At 62.8% G+C, this 17336-nt stretch carries 17 protein-coding genes; 14 read left to right on the forward strand and 3 right to left on the reverse strand.

The annotated features are described in order from the left end of the window. The first annotated feature begins 213 nt into the window (after window positions 1-213). The 10 genes from hslV to tatC all read left to right on the forward strand — a co-directional run bounded on the left by hslV (window position 214) and on the right by tatC (window position 7634). Entirely contained in the window at window positions 214-732 is a 519-nt protein-coding gene (hslV, locus tag KUW18_RS03330; RefSeq protein WP_206940245.1) for an ATP-dependent protease subunit HslV, read from the forward strand. A 2-nt stretch (window positions 733-734) separates the two neighbouring features. Beyond that, window positions 735-2057: an ATP-dependent protease ATPase subunit HslU gene (gene hslU, locus KUW18_RS03335; RefSeq protein ID WP_206940247.1), complete on the forward strand. Its 1323-nt coding sequence runs from the start codon at window positions 735-737 to the stop codon at window positions 2055-2057. Window positions 2058-2225: 168 nt separating this feature from the next. Further along, window positions 2226-2609, forward strand: a complete 384-nt coding sequence (locus tag KUW18_RS03340) for a gamma-butyrobetaine hydroxylase-like domain-containing protein (RefSeq protein ID WP_206940249.1) — start codon at window positions 2226-2228, stop codon at window positions 2607-2609. Between the two features lie 111 nt (window positions 2610-2720). Next, window positions 2721-3467, forward strand: a complete 747-nt coding sequence (gene ubiE, locus KUW18_RS03345; protein WP_206940250.1) for a bifunctional demethylmenaquinone methyltransferase/2-methoxy-6-polyprenyl-1,4-benzoquinol methylase UbiE — start codon at window positions 2721-2723, stop codon at window positions 3465-3467. 7 nt (window positions 3468-3474) lie between these two features. Then, window positions 3475-4116: an SCP2 domain-containing protein gene (locus KUW18_RS03350; RefSeq protein ID WP_206940831.1), complete on the forward strand. Its 642-nt coding sequence runs from the start codon at window positions 3475-3477 to the stop codon at window positions 4114-4116. After that, window positions 4113-5735 carry a ubiquinone biosynthesis regulatory protein kinase UbiB gene (ubiB, locus tag KUW18_RS03355; protein WP_222560811.1) on the forward strand — a complete coding sequence of 541 codons (1623 nt, stop codon included), beginning with the start codon at window positions 4113-4115 and terminating at the stop codon, window positions 5733-5735. The genes KUW18_RS03350 and ubiB overlap by 4 nt, the downstream gene beginning before the upstream one ends. A gap of 21 nt (window positions 5736-5756) precedes the next feature. Continuing rightward, complete coding sequence (locus tag KUW18_RS03360) at window positions 5757-6089, forward strand: phosphoribosyl-ATP diphosphatase (protein WP_206940253.1); 333 nt, start codon at window positions 5757-5759, stop codon at window positions 6087-6089. Window positions 6090-6147: 58 nt separating this feature from the next. Next, the gene (tatA, locus tag KUW18_RS03365; RefSeq protein ID WP_206940256.1) at window positions 6148-6408 is read left to right on the forward strand and encodes a Sec-independent protein translocase subunit TatA; all 261 of its coding nucleotides are present in this window, start codon (window positions 6148-6150) and stop codon (window positions 6406-6408) included. 6 nt (window positions 6409-6414) lie between these two features. Beyond that, complete coding sequence (tatB, locus tag KUW18_RS03370) at window positions 6415-6843, forward strand: Sec-independent protein translocase protein TatB (protein WP_206940258.1); 429 nt, start codon at window positions 6415-6417, stop codon at window positions 6841-6843. Further along, a complete protein-coding gene (tatC, locus tag KUW18_RS03375; protein WP_206940260.1) occupies window positions 6840-7634 on the forward strand; it encodes a twin-arginine translocase subunit TatC in 795 nt (264 codons plus the stop codon). Before tatB ends, tatC begins: the two co-directional genes overlap by 4 nt. Before the next feature lie 172 nt (window positions 7635-7806). Here the strand turns inward: tatC and elbB are convergent, their stop codons facing one another. Continuing rightward, window positions 7807-8469, reverse strand: coding sequence for an isoprenoid biosynthesis glyoxalase ElbB (gene elbB, locus KUW18_RS03380; RefSeq protein WP_206940262.1), 663 nt, complete (start codon window positions 8467-8469; stop codon window positions 7807-7809). A 209-nt stretch (window positions 8470-8678) separates the two neighbouring features. Between elbB and hemB the strand changes: the two genes are divergently transcribed. Both hemB and ppk1 read left to right on the forward strand, forming a co-directional pair. Continuing rightward, window positions 8679-9686, forward strand: a complete 1008-nt coding sequence (gene hemB / locus KUW18_RS03385) for a porphobilinogen synthase (protein WP_206940264.1) — start codon at window positions 8679-8681, stop codon at window positions 9684-9686. A gap of 47 nt (window positions 9687-9733) precedes the next feature. Further along, a complete protein-coding gene (ppk1, locus tag KUW18_RS03390; RefSeq protein ID WP_206940266.1) occupies window positions 9734-11956 on the forward strand; it encodes a polyphosphate kinase 1 in 2223 nt (740 codons plus the stop codon). 230 nt (window positions 11957-12186) lie between these two features. Here ppk1 and KUW18_RS03395 read toward each other — a convergent pair whose 3' ends face one another. Next, window positions 12187-14316: a PhoX family protein gene (locus KUW18_RS03395; protein ID WP_206940268.1), complete on the reverse strand. Its 2130-nt coding sequence runs from the start codon at window positions 14314-14316 to the stop codon at window positions 12187-12189. A 487-nt stretch (window positions 14317-14803) separates the two neighbouring features. Here KUW18_RS03395 and KUW18_RS03400 point away from each other — a divergent pair, with 487 nt between their 5' ends. Together KUW18_RS03400 and KUW18_RS03405 are read left to right on the forward strand one after the other, a co-directional pair. Continuing rightward, entirely contained in the window at window positions 14804-15376 is a 573-nt protein-coding gene (locus tag KUW18_RS03400) for a hypothetical protein (protein WP_222484927.1), read from the forward strand. 262 nt (window positions 15377-15638) lie between these two features. After that, window positions 15639-16238, forward strand: a complete 600-nt coding sequence (locus KUW18_RS03405) for a lysozyme-like domain containing protein (protein ID WP_315899913.1) — start codon at window positions 15639-15641, stop codon at window positions 16236-16238. Here the strand turns inward: KUW18_RS03405 and KUW18_RS03410 are convergent, their stop codons facing one another. Continuing rightward, window positions 16239-17333, reverse strand: a complete 1095-nt coding sequence (locus tag KUW18_RS03410) for a 3-deoxy-7-phosphoheptulonate synthase (protein ID WP_222161572.1) — start codon at window positions 17331-17333, stop codon at window positions 16239-16241. Window positions 17334-17336: the final 3 nt, after the last annotated feature.

Here is a 17336-nt window from a genome sequence, read left to right on the forward strand (position 1 = left end):
GCAGCGTCAGCCATGGCCAACGACAGTCTTCATGGCTACGCCACGAACGTATTCTGCCCCACCGCCAGCGCGATGCCCGCTGTGCCCGGTTGAAATCTCGGCATGGTGCCCACACCTCCCAGACTATCGTCTTCAACGAGGGACCCTTCCCTCGAAAGTCACAGGAAACCCGAGGCCGGTCGAATGCCGGGGTTTCCTCAAGGAGAATGCTCCATGACCACGATTGTTTCCGTTCGCCGCGGCGACCAGGTGGCGCTGGCTGGTGACGGCCAGGTGTCACTGGGCAACACGGTAATGAAGGGCAACGCCAGCAAGGTGCGGCGGCTCTATCATGGCCAGGTGCTGGCAGGCTTTGCCGGCGGTACCGCGGATGCCTTCACCCTGTTTGAACGCTTCGAAGCCCAGCTCGAGAAGTATCAGGGCAACCTGGTCAAGGCAGCGGTGGAGCTGGCCAAGGACTGGCGCACCGATCGCGCTCTACGTCGTCTTGAAGCCCTGCTGGCGGTCGCCGACAAGAAGGCCTCGTTGATCATTACCGGCAATGGCGACGTGGTCGAGCCCGAGCGCGGCATTATCGCGATTGGCTCCGGCGGCAACTTTGCCCTGTCCGCCGCCCGCGCACTGCTGGAAAACACCGAGCTGTCGCCCCGCGAGATCACCGAGAAGTCGCTGGAAATCGCCGGTGACATCTGCGTGTACACCAATCACCACGTGACCCTGGAAGAGCTTTGATCATGACCCAGATGACACCCCGCGAAATTGTCCACGCGCTGGATCAGTACATCGTCGGTCAACAGGATGCCAAGCGCTCCGTGGCCATCGCCCTGCGCAACCGCTGGCGTCGCATGCAGCTCGACGGTGAGCTGCGCCAGGAAGTCACGCCGAAGAACATTCTGATGATCGGCCCCACCGGTGTCGGCAAGACCGAGATTGCTCGACGCCTGGCCAAGCTGGCCAAGGCACCGTTCATCAAGGTCGAGGCCACCAAGTTTACCGAGGTGGGCTACGTCGGGCGCGACGTCGAGTCGATCATCCGCGACCTCACCGAAGCGGCCATCAAGCTGGTCCGTGAACAGGCAAAGGAAGAGGTCGGCCACCGCGCCGAGGACGCCGCCGAGGATCGCATCCTCGACGCCCTGCTGCCGCCGCCGCGGGGCCAGGAAGACGAACCGCGTCAAGACTCGTCCACCCGCCAGATGTTCCGCAAGAAGCTGCGCGAGGGTCAGCTCGACGACAAGGAAATCGAGATTCAGGTGTGTCCCCAGGCCCCCAATCTGGAATTCCAGACGCCGCCGGGCATGGAAGAGATGACCAACCAGCTCCAGAGCCTGTTCTCCGGCATGGGCAAGGGCAAGACCGAGACCCGCAAGGTCACGGTCAAGGAAGCCTTCTCCATCCTGCGCGACGAAGAGGCCGGCAAGCTGGTCAACGAGGACGACATCAAATCCCGCGCCGTGGAGGCGGTGGAGCAGAACGGTATCGTCTTCCTCGACGAAATCGACAAGGTGGCCAAAGGCAGCGGACAGTCCAGCGGCGGGGAGGTCTCCCGCGAGGGCGTTCAGCGCGACCTGCTGCCGCTGATCGAGGGCTCCACCGTGTCGACCAAGTACGGCATGGTGAAGACCGACCACATCCTGTTCATCGCCTCAGGGGCCTTCCACCTGTCGCGTCCGTCAGACCTGATTCCGGAGCTGCAGGGTCGTCTGCCTATCCGCGTCGAGCTGTCGGCGCTGACGCCGGAGGACTTCAAGCGCATTCTGACCGAGCCGTCCGCCGCCCTGACCCGTCAGTACGAGGCGCTGCTGGCCACCGATGGCCTGGAAGTGCAGTTCACCGACGACGGCATCGAGCGCATCGCCGAGATCGCCTATAACGTCAATGAAGGCACCGAGAACATTGGGGCTCGCCGTCTTCACACCGTGATGGAACGACTGCTGGAAGAAGCTTCCTTCAAGGGCTCCGACATTGGCAGCCCGCTGGTCATCGACCGCGCCTACGTCGACTCTCAGCTGGGTGAGCTGGCGATGGACGAGGACCTGAGCCGGTATATTCTGTAATACCCTGCCATGCCCGACGAGGCTTGAGCATCACTCCCACGGGCCGCCGCGCATCGCGCCGCGGCCCGTGTCGTGATGGTAGGCTGTCATGACCATCCCTGATGATCAGCTTCAACCACAAGGGCAGCAGCAAGCGCAAGATCGGCATATCACTCCGTGGAGATCGACATGACATCCCCTACCCCTACCCTGGTGCACTATCACAGGAAAGCGCGAGAGCTGGAGATTGGCTATGCCGATGGCTCTCGACACCGCCTGCCGGTGGAATACCTGAGGGTGTTCTCGCCGTCTGCCGAGGTTCGCGGCCACGGCGCCGATACCGCCACCCTGCAGGTAGGCAAGAAGGATGTAGGTCTTGCCGATATTCGCCAGGCCGGACGTTACGCGCTCAAGCTTCACTTCGATGACGGCCATGACAGTGGGCTCTACAGCTGGGACTACCTGGCCTGGTTGATCCGCGAGCGCGACGCCAACTGGGCCGACTACCTCGAACGCCTCGAAGCCGCTGGCGCCAGCCGCGAGCCGCTGGGTATCGAGATCCGTCAGCTGTAGCAGCACTCGTCTTTCCGAGGCCAGGCCACGGTCAAAGACAAGCCCGGCCCGCAAGGCTACAATGGCCGTTTTCTAGGCCCATCTCGCGACAGCTCACGACTCGGGAGTCCCATGGATAAGCGCACTACCCACTTTGGTTTTCAGGACGTGCCGGTCGACGAAAAGGCGTCACGCGTCGCCGATGTCTTCCACAGCGTGGCAGCCCGTTATGACGTCATGAACGACCTGATGTCCTTCGGTATCCATCGTCTGTGGAAGCGCCTCACTATCGAGCGCTCCGGTGTTCGCCCAGGCCACAGCGTGCTTGATATTGCCGGTGGAACGGGGGATCTGGCGCTCAAGTTCTCGCGTATGGTGGGCCCTCGCGGCAAGGTCGTTCTGGCCGACATCAACGCATCGATGCTGGGAGTGGGCCGTGACAAGCTGCTCGACCGCGGCGTCGGTGGCAATGTCGAGTACGTTCAGGCCAACGCGGAATGCTTGCCCTTTCCCGACAATACCTTCGACTGCATCACCATCGCCTTTGGCCTGCGCAACGTTACCGACAAGGATGCCGCGCTGGCGTCGATGGCGCGCATCCTGAAGCCTGGGGGCCGTCTGCTGGTGCTTGAGTTTTCCAAGCCCGGCAACCCCCTGCTGACCCGAGCCTACGACGAGTACTCATTTCGCCTGTTGCCGAAGATGGGCGAAATGGTGGCGGGTGATGCCGACAGCTATCGTTACCTGGCCGAATCGATTCGCATGCATCCTGACCAGGAGACACTGAAGGGCATGATGGAAACGGCCGGCCTCGAGCGTGTTGAATACACCAATCTCACCGGTGGTATCGTCGCCCTGCACCGCGGCATCAAGCTTTGAGGACATGATGGCCTTGACCCCGACCCTGCTGCTGGCCGGCATCGAGAAGACCGTCAACACCCTGCTTGCCCGCGACCCCGCTGCCCCCTCGCGGCTACGCCAGCTGGCGGGCCAGCGCGTCCTGCTGTGCCTGGAATCGCCGCCGGTGCAGCTGGGCCTGTGCTACCACCCTCAAGGGCTTGACCTGCTGCTGATCGACGAGGTCGAGGAAGCTGCCTGGGACGCGGTGGTCGAGCTGGACACGGATACCCTGGGACGCCTCGCCGGCGGTGCCGACATGGAGCGCCTGATGTTCGAGGGCCGCCTGGCGGTGCGCGGCAAGATCCACCTGCTGGAGGCAACCCGCGACCTGCTGCTGGACCTGGATCTGGACTGGGAGGCCGAACTCGCCCGCTGGCTGGGGGATCTACCCGCCCACCAGCTTGCCGAAGGGCTACGCGGTCTATCCCGCTGGGGGCTTCGCACCCAGCGGGAACTGTGCGCCGATGTCTCCGAGTACGTGTTCGAGGAAGCTCGCTGGCTGCCCGGCCGCCACCAGCTGGAAGCCATGCGCGACGCCCTGACCGAGCTCGAACTCGCCACTGATCGCACCGAAGCACGCCTCAAGCGCCTGACCCGCCGCCTGGCCCAGGAGAACGACGCCCCATGATCCTTCGCCCCCTGCGCATCATCTGGGTCGTCACCCGTTATCGCCTGGATACCCTGCTGCCCCTGGAGAAACTACCCTGGTGGCTACGCCTGGTGTTCACCTGGTCGCCGCTCAAGCTGGTGCCCGTAGGTGAGCGCTCACGGGGTGAGCGGTTGCGCCTGGCGCTGGAGTCGCTGGGACCGATCTTCGTCAAGTTTGGCCAGATGCTGTCGACGCGACGCGACCTGTTTCCCGACGATATCGCCAACGAACTCAAGCGACTGCAGGATCAGGTACCGCCCTTCCCTGGCGAGCAGGCAGAAGCGCTGATCGAAGAGTCCCTGGGTGAACCGCTGTCGGCGCTGTTTGCCGAATTTTCGCGGGAGCCGCTGGCCTCTGCATCGATCGCCCAGGTTCACACGGCGCGCCTGCACGATGGCCAGGATGTGGTGGTCAAGGTCATCCGCCCGGGCATTGATCGGGTCATGCGCCAGGACATGTCGCTGATGTATCTGCTGGCCAAGGCCCTGAGTTTTCTGCCCGAGGCACGCCGGCTGCATCCGCTGGAGGTGGTACGCGACTACGAGGTCACCCTGTTCGATGAACTGGACCTGACCAAGGAGGCGGCCAACACTTCCCAGCTCAAGCGCAACTTCGAGCGCTCGCCACTGCTTTACGTACCGTCGATCCACTGGCCGCTGACGCGCCAGAAGGTCATGGTCCAGGAGCGTATCCACGGCGTTCCGGTGGCCGATATCGATGCCCTCAAGGCCCAGGGGACAGACCTCAAGCGGCTGGCAGAGCGAGGCGTCGAAATCTTCTTCACCCAGGTCTTTCGCGACAATTTCTTCCATGCCGATATGCACCCGGGAAACATCTTCGTCTCGCGCCAGAATCCGTGCGATCCCCAGTACATCGCCATCGACTGCGGCATCGTCGGTAGCCTGACAAGGGAAGACCAGGACTATCTGGCCCGCAACCTGCTGGCCTTCTTCCACCAGGACTACTACGAGGTGGCGGCGCTGCACATCGAGTCCGGCTGGGTGGCAGAAGACACCCGCGCCAACGAGTTCGCCGCCGCGGTGCGTACCGTGTGTGAGCCGATCCTCGAAAAGCCGCTCAAGGATATTTCCTTCGGCCAGGTGCTGCTGGGACTGTTCCAGACCGCACGGCGCTTCAACATGGAAGTCCAGCCACAGCTGGTGCTGTTGCAGAAGACCCTGTTGAATATCGAGGGACTCGGCCGCCAGCTCTATCCCGATCTTGACCTGTGGGCCACCGCCAAGCCGTATCTGGAGCAGTGGATGAAAGAGCGCGCCGGCGCCCACGGACTCTGGGACTCCTTCAAGCGGCAAGCGCCGGAGCTCACCCGCCAGCTACCGGAACTGCCCGTGTTGGCCCACAAGGCGCTGTCGGAAACCGAAAAGCGCTCCCGACAGATCACACAGCAGGCCGATGTACTGACCCATATCCTGAGTCAGCTCACCCGCCAGGCCAAGCGCGTCCGACGGACCCGCCTGGGCCTGGCGCTGGCCGCCGTCGCACTGGCTTGGCAGCCATTGACGGCATGGCTATCGGGCCAGCCATGGCCCGTCCTGCTGGCGGCAGGCATTGGCACCCTGCTGGTGATCTGGAACTGACCCTTCATGGAACCTTCACCGATGAGCGATATTCTGAAGCAGCTCGACGCCGCCCTCACTGAACGTCGACACGCCGACCCCGAGTCCTCTTACGTCGCTTCCTTGCATCACAAGGGCCTGAACAAGATACTCGAGAAGGTGGGGGAGGAAGCGGTGGAGACCGTCCTCGCCGCCAAGGACGTTGACGCAGATCCAGCCAGTCAAGAGGCGTTGATCGCTGAAACGGCAGACCTGTGGTTTCATAGTCTGGTGATGCTCTCGCACCTGGGCCTTGACCATCAGCAGGTGCTGGATGAACTGGCCCGTCGCTTTGGCGTATCGGGCCACGAGGAAAAGGCGTCCCGCCCCCGCTGACAAGGCGGCCGGAACCAACGATTCAAGGCGCTTGGCGCCGTACATTGAGGAAGCACTTATGTTAGGTGGTATCAGTATCTGGCAGCTGCTGATCGTGCTCGGCATCATCATCCTGATCTTCGGCACCAAGAAGCTCAGGAATGTCGGCAGCGACCTGGGAGGCGCCGTGAAGGGCTTCAAGAAGGCCGTCAACGAAGACGAGGAGAAGTCCGAGGACGACAAGCCTCAGGCCCAGGTGCGTCATGACGAGCCCAACGGCACCCACACCTACGATGTCGAGGCAGAGCGCAAGCCCGAGTCCTCCGACGAACGCAAGTAACGCCACATGTTCGATATCGGCTTTCTCGAACTGCTGATCATCGGGGTGGTGGGGCTTCTGGTGCTGGGGCCCGAGCGTCTGCCCAAGGCCGCGCGTACCGCCGGCCTGTGGGTAGGCCGGATCAAACGCTCAGTGGCGGGCATGCAGCGCGAAATCAGCGCCCAGCTCGAAGCCGAGGAACTGCGGCAGAAACTCAAGGAGCAGGAGCGCAAGCTCAACGAAGGCGTCAGCCAGGCGAAGAACAGTGCGGCAAGCGCCAAGCGCAGTGTCGAGTCCATCGCCGACGCACCGCCTCGTGACAGCGCTCGCCCGCAGAGCGACGGCAGCACCAGCGCGGACCAGCGCCTGGACGCCGCCATTGACAGCGCCAGCCAGCCAACCTCGTCCGCCGACTCAGCTGCCACTTCCGATCACAAGGATTCCACCGCCCGATGAGCCATTCTGGTGACACGCCGCCGTCCGGTCAGGGCCACGCCCCGCTGATTGAACACCTGGTGGAACTGCGCTCGCGACTGATGCGCGCGGTGATCGCCATCGTGGTGATCTTCCTGGCGCTCTACGCCTTCTCCAACGACATCTATCAGTTTGTGGCAGATCCCCTGATGGAGCTGTTGCCGGAAGGCTCGCAGATGATCGCCACCGAGGTCGCATCGCCCTTCCTTGCGCCCTTCAAGCTGACGCTGGTGGTGGCGGTATTCGTGGCCATTCCCTTCGTGCTGCACCAGGCCTGGGCCTTCGTCGCTCCGGGACTTTACGACAAGGAAAAGGCCCTGGCGCTGCCCCTGCTGGCCTCCAGCGTGGTGCTGTTCTATCTCGGCGCGGCCTTCGCCTACTATGTCGTGTTTCCCCTGCTATTCGCCTTCTTCACCCAGACCGGGCCGGAGAACGTGCAGGTAATGACCGACATCAACCAGTACCTCAACTTTGTACTGAAGCTGTTCTTCGCCTTTGGCATTGCCTTCGAGATCCCGATCGCCACTTTCTTGCTGGTGCTTACCGGAGCCGCCAGCGTCGAAAGCCTGAGCGCCAAGCGCCCCTACGTCATACTCGGCTGCTTTGTGATCGGCATGCTGATGACGCCCCCGGACGTGGTCAGCCAGAGCCTGCTGGCCATTCCCATGTATCTGCTCTATGAGGTGGGGCTGCTGTTCGGCCGGCTCGTCAAGCGCCGCCGCGCTGATGCCGACCAGGAAGACAGCACCAGCGAAGACGCCAACGACGCCTGATCCCGGAGCATTGTGCAAACCTGCGCGTCGCTAGGGACACAGCAACCGACGCCTCTGTAGCGAAAGACCTGTAGCGAAAGACCTGTAGCGAAAGACGCAAAAAAGCCGACGTAAAAACGTCGGCTTTTTTGCTATCCAATCCCGATCACTGGGTGATGTGCGTACCGCACATTCAGTGATTCAGGTCCATCATCTCGTCGATGCGCTCGACCAGCTTGTTGATGCCTAGTGCCGCTTCGCTCATGCGGGTCGCCAGCATGTAAGCAGGCGTCGTGACGATACGGTGTTCGAAATCCACCACGATATCGTCAACGGCGCAGCTACGATGCAGCCCGCCCATGGCACTGATGCAGCCGCACACTTCCGGATCGCTGCCGATGGTCACTGCAATTCCCGGCCCCAGGACCTTAGGCACCAGCACCGGGGCAATGCACATCAGTCCGATCGGCTTGCGGGCGTCGTGAAACTCGATCAACAGCTCACTCAAGTCCTGGTGCACGTCCATATCGGACTTGGCTGTCGCATAGTTCGACAGGTTCTTGGCCACCCCGAAACCACCGGGCAAGATCAGCGCATCAAAGTCCGAGGCAGACAGCTCATCCAGCGGAGAAATCTCTCCCCGGGCCAGGCGCGCAGATTCCACCAGCACGTTCCGCGTCTCCTCGACCGCCTCGCCGCGGTGATGATCGACCACCGCCTGATCGATATCCGGTGCGAAGCAGCGATAGGCAATGCCCAGTTGATCCAGGCGCAGCAGGGTCAGGGTGGTTTCATAGACTTCAGAGCCATCCTGGACGCCACAACCTGACAGGACGATCGCTACCTGTTTACTCATTTCATTCTCCTTATGAGCGCACTTGGCTCTCCAGGGCGCCAAGTGCAGCCAAGACAGCCACTACTCTAGAGAGTCACCAAGGGTGCGACAAGACGCGACTTTCGACGAACAGGCGAGGAGGAATATACTCGACGGATGTCACGCGCCTGTCATCTAACGCCACCACACTAGCGCGTGGCGCCAAATCTCGTTCCCAGTGGAGTGCCGTCTTGAGTGCCATCACCCCTCGCCTGTTTCCTGCTGCTCGTCCCCGTCGCATGCGCAAGGACGACTTCTCTCGCCGCCTGATGCGTGAGAACACCCTGACCCCCGATGACCTGATCTGGCCAGTGTTTGTGCTGGAAGGCGAAGGTCGTCGCGAGGCCGTGCCGTCCATGCCCGGTGTCGAGCGCCTGTCGCTGGACCTGCTGATTGAAGAAGCCCGAGAAGCGGTCGAGCTGGGGATCCCCGCGATTGCCCTGTTTCCGGTCGTCGATGCCGACAAGAAAAGCGAGCTGGCGGAAGAAGCCTACAGCGCAGGCGGACTCGTCCAGCGCAGCGTGCGCGAGCTCAAGGCGGCCCTGCCGGAACTCGGCGTCATCACCGACGTGGCGCTGGACCCTTACACCAGCCACGGCCAGGACGGCATCCTCGACGAGCACGGCTACGTGGCCAATGACCGCACCGTGGAGACCTTGATCAAGCAGGCCCTGTCCCATGCCGAGGCGGGCGCCGACGTGGTGGCACCGTCCGACATGATGGACGGCCGCATCGGCGCGATCCGCGAGCTGCTGGAGCAGGAAGGTCTGCACAACACTCGCATCATGGCCTACAGCGCCAAATACGCATCGCGCTACTACGGCCCCTTCCGCGACGCCGTGGGCTCCGCGGCCAACCTGGGCAAGGCCGACAAGTCCACCTACCAGATGGATCCCGCCAACAGCGACGAGGCGCTCCACGAGGCGGCCATGGACATCACCGAAGGCGCCGACATGGTGATGGTCAAGCCAGGTATGCCCTATCTGGATGTGGTGCGCCGGGTCAAGGACGAACTGCGTGTGCCCACCTACGCTTACCAGGTCAGTGGTGAATATGCCATGCACATGGCGGCATTCGACCATGGCTGGCTGGATGCCGACAGCGTCATTCTGGAGTCCCTGATGTGCTTCAAGCGTGCCGGAGCCGACGGCGTGCTGACCTATTTTGCCAAGCGAGCGGCCAGACTGTTGGCAAGCTGACGAGGGGAAGGAACGGCGCCTTCCCGGGCCCTTTTTGAGGAATGACCATGGAAGACGCACAGACCGACAACGCCACCATTGAACAGGCCACCCTGGGCAAGTCCGATGTCTCGGTGGGAGACTCCCCCCAGGCCGATACCCCGGTGCCGCGGCTGAATCAGACGCGCACCGGGATCAAGCCCAAGGCTCTGCCCGACCCGGAGGCGGATCTTAGCGATCCCAGCCTCTACTTCAATCGTGAGTTGTCGCATCTGCAGTTCAACATCAGGGTGCTCGAACAGGCACTGGATGAAGCGCATCCGCTGCTCAACCGCTTGATGTTCCTGCTGATCTTCTCCTCAAACATGGACGAGTTCTTCGAAATTCGCGTCGCCGGCCTGAAGAGCCAGATCGCCATGGGCGATGACGCCACCGGGGCCGATGGGCGCAGCCCGCGCTCCGTGCTGGACGAGATTTCCAAGATCGCCCACGAGCATGTCGAACGTCAGTACCGCATTCTCAATGAGCAGCTGATTCCGGCAATGGAGGCACAGAACATTCGCTTCCGCCGCCGCAGCGACTGGACCAAGGCTCAGCGCAAGTGGGTCCATGACTACTTCTCCAACGAAATCATTCCGGTCGTCAGCCCGATTGGCCTGGACCCGTCGCACCCCTTCCCACGCCTGGTCAACAAGAGCCTGAACTTCATCGTCGAGCTGGAAGGCAAGGATGCCTTCGGCCGCGAAGGCGGCCTCGCCATTCTTCCGGCGCCCCGCTCCCTGCCACGGGTGATCGCACTGCCCAGCGAGCTGTGTGAGGAAGGCTTCAACGAGTACCTGTTCCTGTCCTCGATGATCCATGCCCACGCCGACGAAGTGTTCCCGGGCATGAAGGTCAAGGGCTGCTATCAGTTCCGCCTGACCCGCAACGCCGACATGACCGTGGACCCGGAAGAAGTCTCGGACCTGGCCTCGGCCCTGCGTGGTGAGCTGCTGGCCCGCCGCTACGGCAGCGGCGTGCGCCTCGAGGTGGCCGACAACTGCCCGGAAGGCTTGTCCGACTTTCTGCTCAAGCAATTCCAGCTCGAGCCCAATGACCTCTATCGCGTCAACGGCCCGGTCAACCTCACTCGCATGATGTCGGTACTGGGGGACGCGGAGCGCCCAGAGCTGATGTATCGCTCCTTCGTGCCGGGGATACCCAAGCAGGTCAAACAGCCCAACAGCATCATGCAGGCCATGCAGGAAGGCGATATCCTGCTGCACCACCCCTTCCAGTCCTTCACTCCCGTGGAAGACCTGTGCCGTGAAGCCGCTCGCGACCCGGACGTGCTGGCGATCAAGCAGACGCTGTATCGCACCGGCGCCGACTCCCCCATCGTCACCGCCCTGGTGGAGGCCGCCGGCAATGGCAAGGAAGTCACCGTTGTCATCGAACTGCGTGCCCGCTTCGATGAAGCCGACAACCTGGCCCTCGCCTCACGCCTGCAGGAGGCCGGCGCCATCGTCATCTACGGTGTCATGGCCTACAAGACCCACGCCAAGATGATGCATATTGTGCGCCGCGAGAAGGGCGCGCTGCGTCACTATGCCCACCTGGGCACCGGCAACTACCATTCCAAGACGGCCAAGCTCTACACCGACTACAGCTTGCTGACCGCAGACCCAGTACTATGTGCCGATGTGCACAAGGTATTCCAGCAGCTGTCCGGCATGGGCCGCACTCGCCAGATCGAAAAGCTGCTCCACGCTCCCTTCACCTTGCACGAGCAAGTCGTCGCAATGATCGAGCGCGAAGCCGACTTCGCGCGCAAGGGAAAGCGTGCCCATATCATCGTCAAGTGCAATTCCCTGACCGAACCCAAGCTGATTCAGGCCCTCTATCGCGCCTCCCAGGCCGGGGTCGAATGCGATCTGATCATTCGCGGCATGTGCTGCCTGCGCCCCGGACTTCCCGGCATCTCGGAGAACATTCGCGTGCGCTCGGTCATCGGTCGCTTTCTGGAGCACACCCGAGTCTTCCACTTCCACAATGACGGCAAGCCCGAAACCTGGGGCTCCAGCGCCGACTTCATGGCCCGCAACATGTTCCACCGGGTCGAGACCTGCTTCCCGCTGCTGGACAAGAAACTGGCCGCACGGGTGCGCAAGGACCTGGAAACCTACCTGGTCGACAACTGTCAGAGCTGGCTGTTGCAGGGCGACGGGACCTACATCAAGCAGGATCCCGGCGAGGCCGCCCCGATCTCGGCCCAGGAAACGCTGCTCTACGCCTATGCCGCCCGGGCCTGACGGCTTTAGCTCCAGGACACAGCGCTCCTAGAAAGCCCCCGCCAGCGATGCTGTCGGGGGCATATCATGCCGGCACCGCCAACATCACGGACATCAGGGCGCCTTGGCGCCAGCACCGCCCCTGTCGCGCCCCGCCCCTGTTGCCCCCTGCCCCAAAGCAAAGTCCCCGGCTCCGATGAAGGAGCCGGGGGCCGGTGCTGGACGCCGCAGTCAAAGGCGGCTAGCGAAGGCTAGAGCCCGATCTGGCCACCGTCTTCGCGCTGAATGACCACCGTGGCAGCACGCGGACGCACGCTGGAATCGGTGGCCTGGGTCGCATCATCACTGGCAGGCCAGTTGCCAGGATGCTGGATGTTGATGAACAGCGCCGTCTTATCAGGCGTCGAGAAGATACCCGTCACCTCGCAGCCGTTGGGGCCCACACAGAAGCGCTTGAGCTTGTCCTGGTTGGCACCGGACAGCACCGCAGCCGCACCATCGGCACGCTCCAGTCCTGCCGGCACCACCGCCAGAACCTGGTCATTGGTACTTTCGGCAACGCCCTCATAGCCATTGTCGGTCTGAATCCACAGGATACCTTGGCCGTCGCCGCGCTCGTCGAAGTAAAGACCGTCGGGACTGGCGAACTCGTTGTCTGCGGTCAGGCCCGACAGGTTATCGGCATCGCTGGCGGCGGCACCGAAGACAAAGACCTCCCATTCGAAAGCACTGGCATCTGCCCCCTCACGCCAGCGGATGATTTGCCCCGCCTCATTGTTGGCCCTGGGGTTGGCGGCATTGACCGGAGCGGTGGCATAGCCATTCCCCAACGCCTCGATGCTGTCGCCATCGCCGGTCAGGGTCGCCTCGGTGCCTTCCTCGGTACGCTTGGAGTTGTTGGTAAGGGTCATGTAGACCTCACCGGTGGAAGGATCCACCGCGCCCCACTCCGGGCGATCCATCGGCGTTGCCCCCATCAGGTCAGCGGCATCGCAGGTATGGATGATCACCCCTGCCAGATCGTCGGCACCGAGCTCCAGGGCCTCGGCCAGGGGGCGACCATCCTGGGTGGTGGCTTGCGGCGTCAGCGGCAACCACTGGCCACTGCCATCGGCATTGAAGCGAGCCACGTACAGCGTGCCCTCATCCATGTACTTGCTGCCTAGCGCCAGACGGTCGGCCTCGGCACCGGGCGCGATGGCATCCGCCGGGTCCCAGACCGCCCTGGACACGAACTTGTAGATGTACTCGTTGCGGGAGTCGTGGCCAGAGTAGAACACGACCGGCTGGCCAGCCTCCAGCTTGCCCGGCCAGCACCCCTCGTGGCGGAAACGCCCCAACGCCGTGCGCTTCACCGCTTGCTCGCCGGTGTACGGGTCGATCTCGACGATATAGCCGAACTGACGCGCCTCGTTGCGATAGTCGCCGGTGGCATCGCCATCGCCGGGGTTGCCGATCAGCCGGGTAAACTCGTCATCACGTTCGCTGGCGTCGCCCGCTGCGGTTTCCCAGCCATAGCGACCGCGCCCGGTGGCGATGCCAAGACGATCATCGTCCCGCGTCCGCCCTTCGTCCTTGACGAAATAATCCGGCCAGTTTTCTTCGCAGGTCAGATAGGTGCCCCAGGGGGTATACCCATTGGCACAGTTATTGTTGGTGCCCCGCGCCTGGGTTCCCCCCGGAGAGAACCGGGTCTTGACGTAGTCACTGCCGGCCACCGGGCCAGACAGGTGCATCGGCGTGGCACTGGTATAGCGACGGTTGTAACGGGATCCCTTGACGTGACTCCAGTGTCCGTTGGCGCCCTTCTGCACCTCTACGACCGTGACCCCGTGGGCATTGATTTCCGTTCGGACTTCATCGGCAGGACGCTTGCCCTCCGCCATGTTGGTGGGACCGCCCTGGGGCGCCCACAGGGCATTTTCATCAATGTACTCATTGTTCATCACCAGCAGGAAGCGCTCAGAGCCGCTGGCATCATCCAGAGCGAAGGGGTGCATGCCGTCGTGGTGCATGCCGACGCTGGCTGCCTGTCCCTCTGGCGTCATTGCCAGGTCTTCGCGCCATTGGGGGGCGCTGTCATCGAGCGGGGTCCCCCAGGGCACCAGTACCTGGGCGGTATACCCCGCAGGCACCACTACCGCATCCGTGCGCGACCCTTTGACCGCGTCGAAGGCCAGTGCCAGCGGCGTCTTGGACATGCCCGACCCATGCTGATCGGCGATAGCGGTCAGCCCGAAGCCCCCCAGCATGGACATGGCTGCCATGCCCATGCCGCCCTTCATCACAGCGCGGCGCGACAGGCGACGATCGAGTATTGAAGAAAAGGGCTCATTGCTGCTGGGGTTCAACAGGCGGTGATCTTCGATTTCCTTGCTCATTGCGCAGTCCTCTCTTGGCCGTCGACGTGTGGAACGTCGGCAGACGGGATGTCGTTGCCGGCTGCGGGCCGGTGGCGGGCGGTCACTCGCGCCGATCTGCGCTATTGGGTGCGCTATCTCGGCGATGTCGGTCCTCGCGACACCCTAGGATGTCTAGATGACAGGGATGTGACGATGCGGTACGCCGGACAAAGCATAAGAGGTAACTGAAATGTTAAAAGGGTAACAATTAGTGAAAGAAACTAAGCTTACGTGACGACAGAGTGATCCAACGCTTGCTCTCGACAGGACCAGAACCATGTGGCATCTGGGACACCGACATCAGCGCATTCTGCTCATGCCGCAAAAGGCACCCTCTAGCGATGAGGACCCAGAACCTTGCTGGCACTGGGTACATTGCACCGATCAAAGGCAGCAGCGAGGGGGGAGCCACTCCCGGCTGGATCTCCTTGGTCAACTGGATCCTGCCCTACCCTGCGTGCTGGTCATGCCACCCCACACTATCGCTCTGGTGGCGCTAGAGCGGGGGGTACTGGGCCATAGTGACCCGCAAGCGTCACTCGACACGCTGATCGCGAAAGAGCTGTGTGTGAGTCGACAGAGCCTGGCGGTACATGTGCTCAATCAAGACCATCAGTACCTGGATGTGATGGTGATCCAGCGGGGACTGCTGGCCCAGTGCTTGAACCGGCTTCACCGCCAGCAGCTCCACCCCACCTGGTGGTCCAGCGCCTTCCAGGGACTGCCGTTGCCAGACCCTGGACATCTGGCGGTACTGCCCTGGGGCGACGACTGGATGCTCAAGTGGCGTCAGCCCCAGGCCCTGGAGAGGGAGCGTTGGCTCAGCTGGCCAAAGAGCCAGGAGCTGGAGCAGCTCAGCCAACAGTTGCCCGATGAGCTGCGCGATTCCCCATGGAATTGCCCGCTCGCTCCCGACGCCTCCAGCAGTCTCGACTGCCTGGCATTCTTCGCCCGCCATCTACCCGTCGACCTGCCAAGGGTGCCGAAGGACATGCAGGATCCAGGGGAGCTCTCTCAGGCGACGCCTGAAACAGCATAAAACCAATCAACGAATGCAACATGGGTGACGCCAAGTGTTCTCCAGATGGCGAGAACGGCATAATGCTTAAGCTCATCACGACAATGGAGTGTCCATGCCCGCCTCAAGGCCTGCCCCCGAGTCTTTCTTCAGGAGCTCCCTCTCCAGAAGCTGTTCCTCCAAGCGCCCTGTCTATGGGCGCTGTGTCTCCAGGGGCGCTGTCTCTCAACCGGCTCGCAGGGACTTGAAGTGCTTAGTCTTGAAGTGCTTGGTCTTGAGCGGCATGTTGCTGCTGGGAGGCTGTGCGGCCTTCGCCCCAGCGCCACCGGCCCATCAGGACAATCTGTGCGACGTCTTTCGCCAGCAGCCGGACTGGTATGACGCGACGCGTGCCTCGTATGAAAAGTGGGGGACTCCCCCCTGGACCCAAATGGCGTTCATCAAGCGCGAATCGTCGTTTCGCAGCCACGTCAGGCCGCCCAGAACCACGCTATTGGGGTTCATTCCGTGGACGCGTCCCTCCTCGGCCTACGGCTACGCCCAGGCCCAGGACCCGGTCTGGGGAGAATACAGTGATGATGCGGGTGGGCTGTTCTCAAGCCGCAGCGACATGGACGATGCCACCGATTTCATCGGCTGGTACAACGCCCGAACGCAGCGCATGACCGGCGTCTCGCTGGCCAATCCGGAACACCTCTACCTGGCCTACCACGAAGGCCAGGGGGGCTATCAGCGCGGTAGTTATCGCGCCAAGCCTGCGGTCATGCGCGCGGCGCGCGAGGTCGCGACCACCGCCTCGCGTTATCGCGGCCAGTTGGCCGCCTGCGAGGCGGAGTTTCGTTGCGATGGATTCTTCGAGGTCTGGCCATTTTGCCGGGGTTGATCAGGCGCCCTCGGCCAGGCGCTCTGCGGCCACACTCAACAGGTGTTCGGTGGTCTCCCAGCCAATGCACGCGTCCGTGACGGAGACACCGTAGCGCAGCTTGCCGGGGTCCAGAGGCTGCTTGCCTTCATGCAGATGGCTCTCGAGCATCACCCCGATCAGCGCCGTATCGCCCGCCAGCCGCTGGGCCAGCACGTCGAGCAAGACTTCGCTCTGGCGGCGGTGGTCCTTGCGCGCATTGGCATGACTGCAGTCGACCATCAAGCGCGGCGACAGCCCGGCCTCGCGCAGAGCTCTACGCGCTGCCGCCACCGCAGCAACATCGTAGTTCGGTTCGCCGTGGCCGCCCCGCAGCACCACATGGGTATGGGGATTGCCCTGGGTCTCGACCATCATCGGCTGGCCGTCGCTGCCTACGGCAAAATGTTGATGGGGATGGGCAGCACTGTGCATCGCATCCAGGGCCACCTGCACATCACCACTGGTGGCATTCTTGAAACCGACGACAGCCCCCAGGCCACTGGCCATCTCGCGGTGCAGCTGAGACTCGGTCGTGCGCGCGCCGATGGCGACCCAGGCCAGCAGATCCTCCAGATATGGAGCGATCATCGGCTGCAGAATTTCGGTGGCGACCGGCAGCCCCATCTCGACGATGTCCCGCATCAGCTGGCGCGACAGTCCCAGGCCACGGCTCATGTTGCCTGTCCCATCCAGGTCTGGATCGTAGGCCAGTCCCTTCCAGCCCACGGTGGTGCGTGGCTTCTCGACGTAGACGCGCATGACCACCAGGACACGATCGCGGATACTGGCCGCCAGGCCGGCCAGGCGCTCGGCGTATTCCAGGGCCGCCTGGGGATCATGAATCGAACAGGGCCCCACCACCGCCAGCAGGCGGTCATCTCGGCCTTCCAGAATGTCGCGAATTTCCTGACGCTGTGCGTCGACACGGTCCGCCAGAGTGGCGCTCAACGGGTACTGCTGCTTGAGCGACAGCGGTGCGGGCAATGCGGTCCCGTTAGATCGATCCTGCACAGCAGTCTCTGGGGTCGTCGTGGCCATGTGGGAGGTCGTAGCAAGGGAGAGGGTCGCGGTCATGGT

Origin of the sequence: Halomonas sp. DP5Y7-2, assembly GCF_019802025.1 — a bacterium.
GTDB lineage: Bacteria > Pseudomonadota > Gammaproteobacteria > Pseudomonadales > Halomonadaceae > Halomonas > Halomonas litopenaei_A.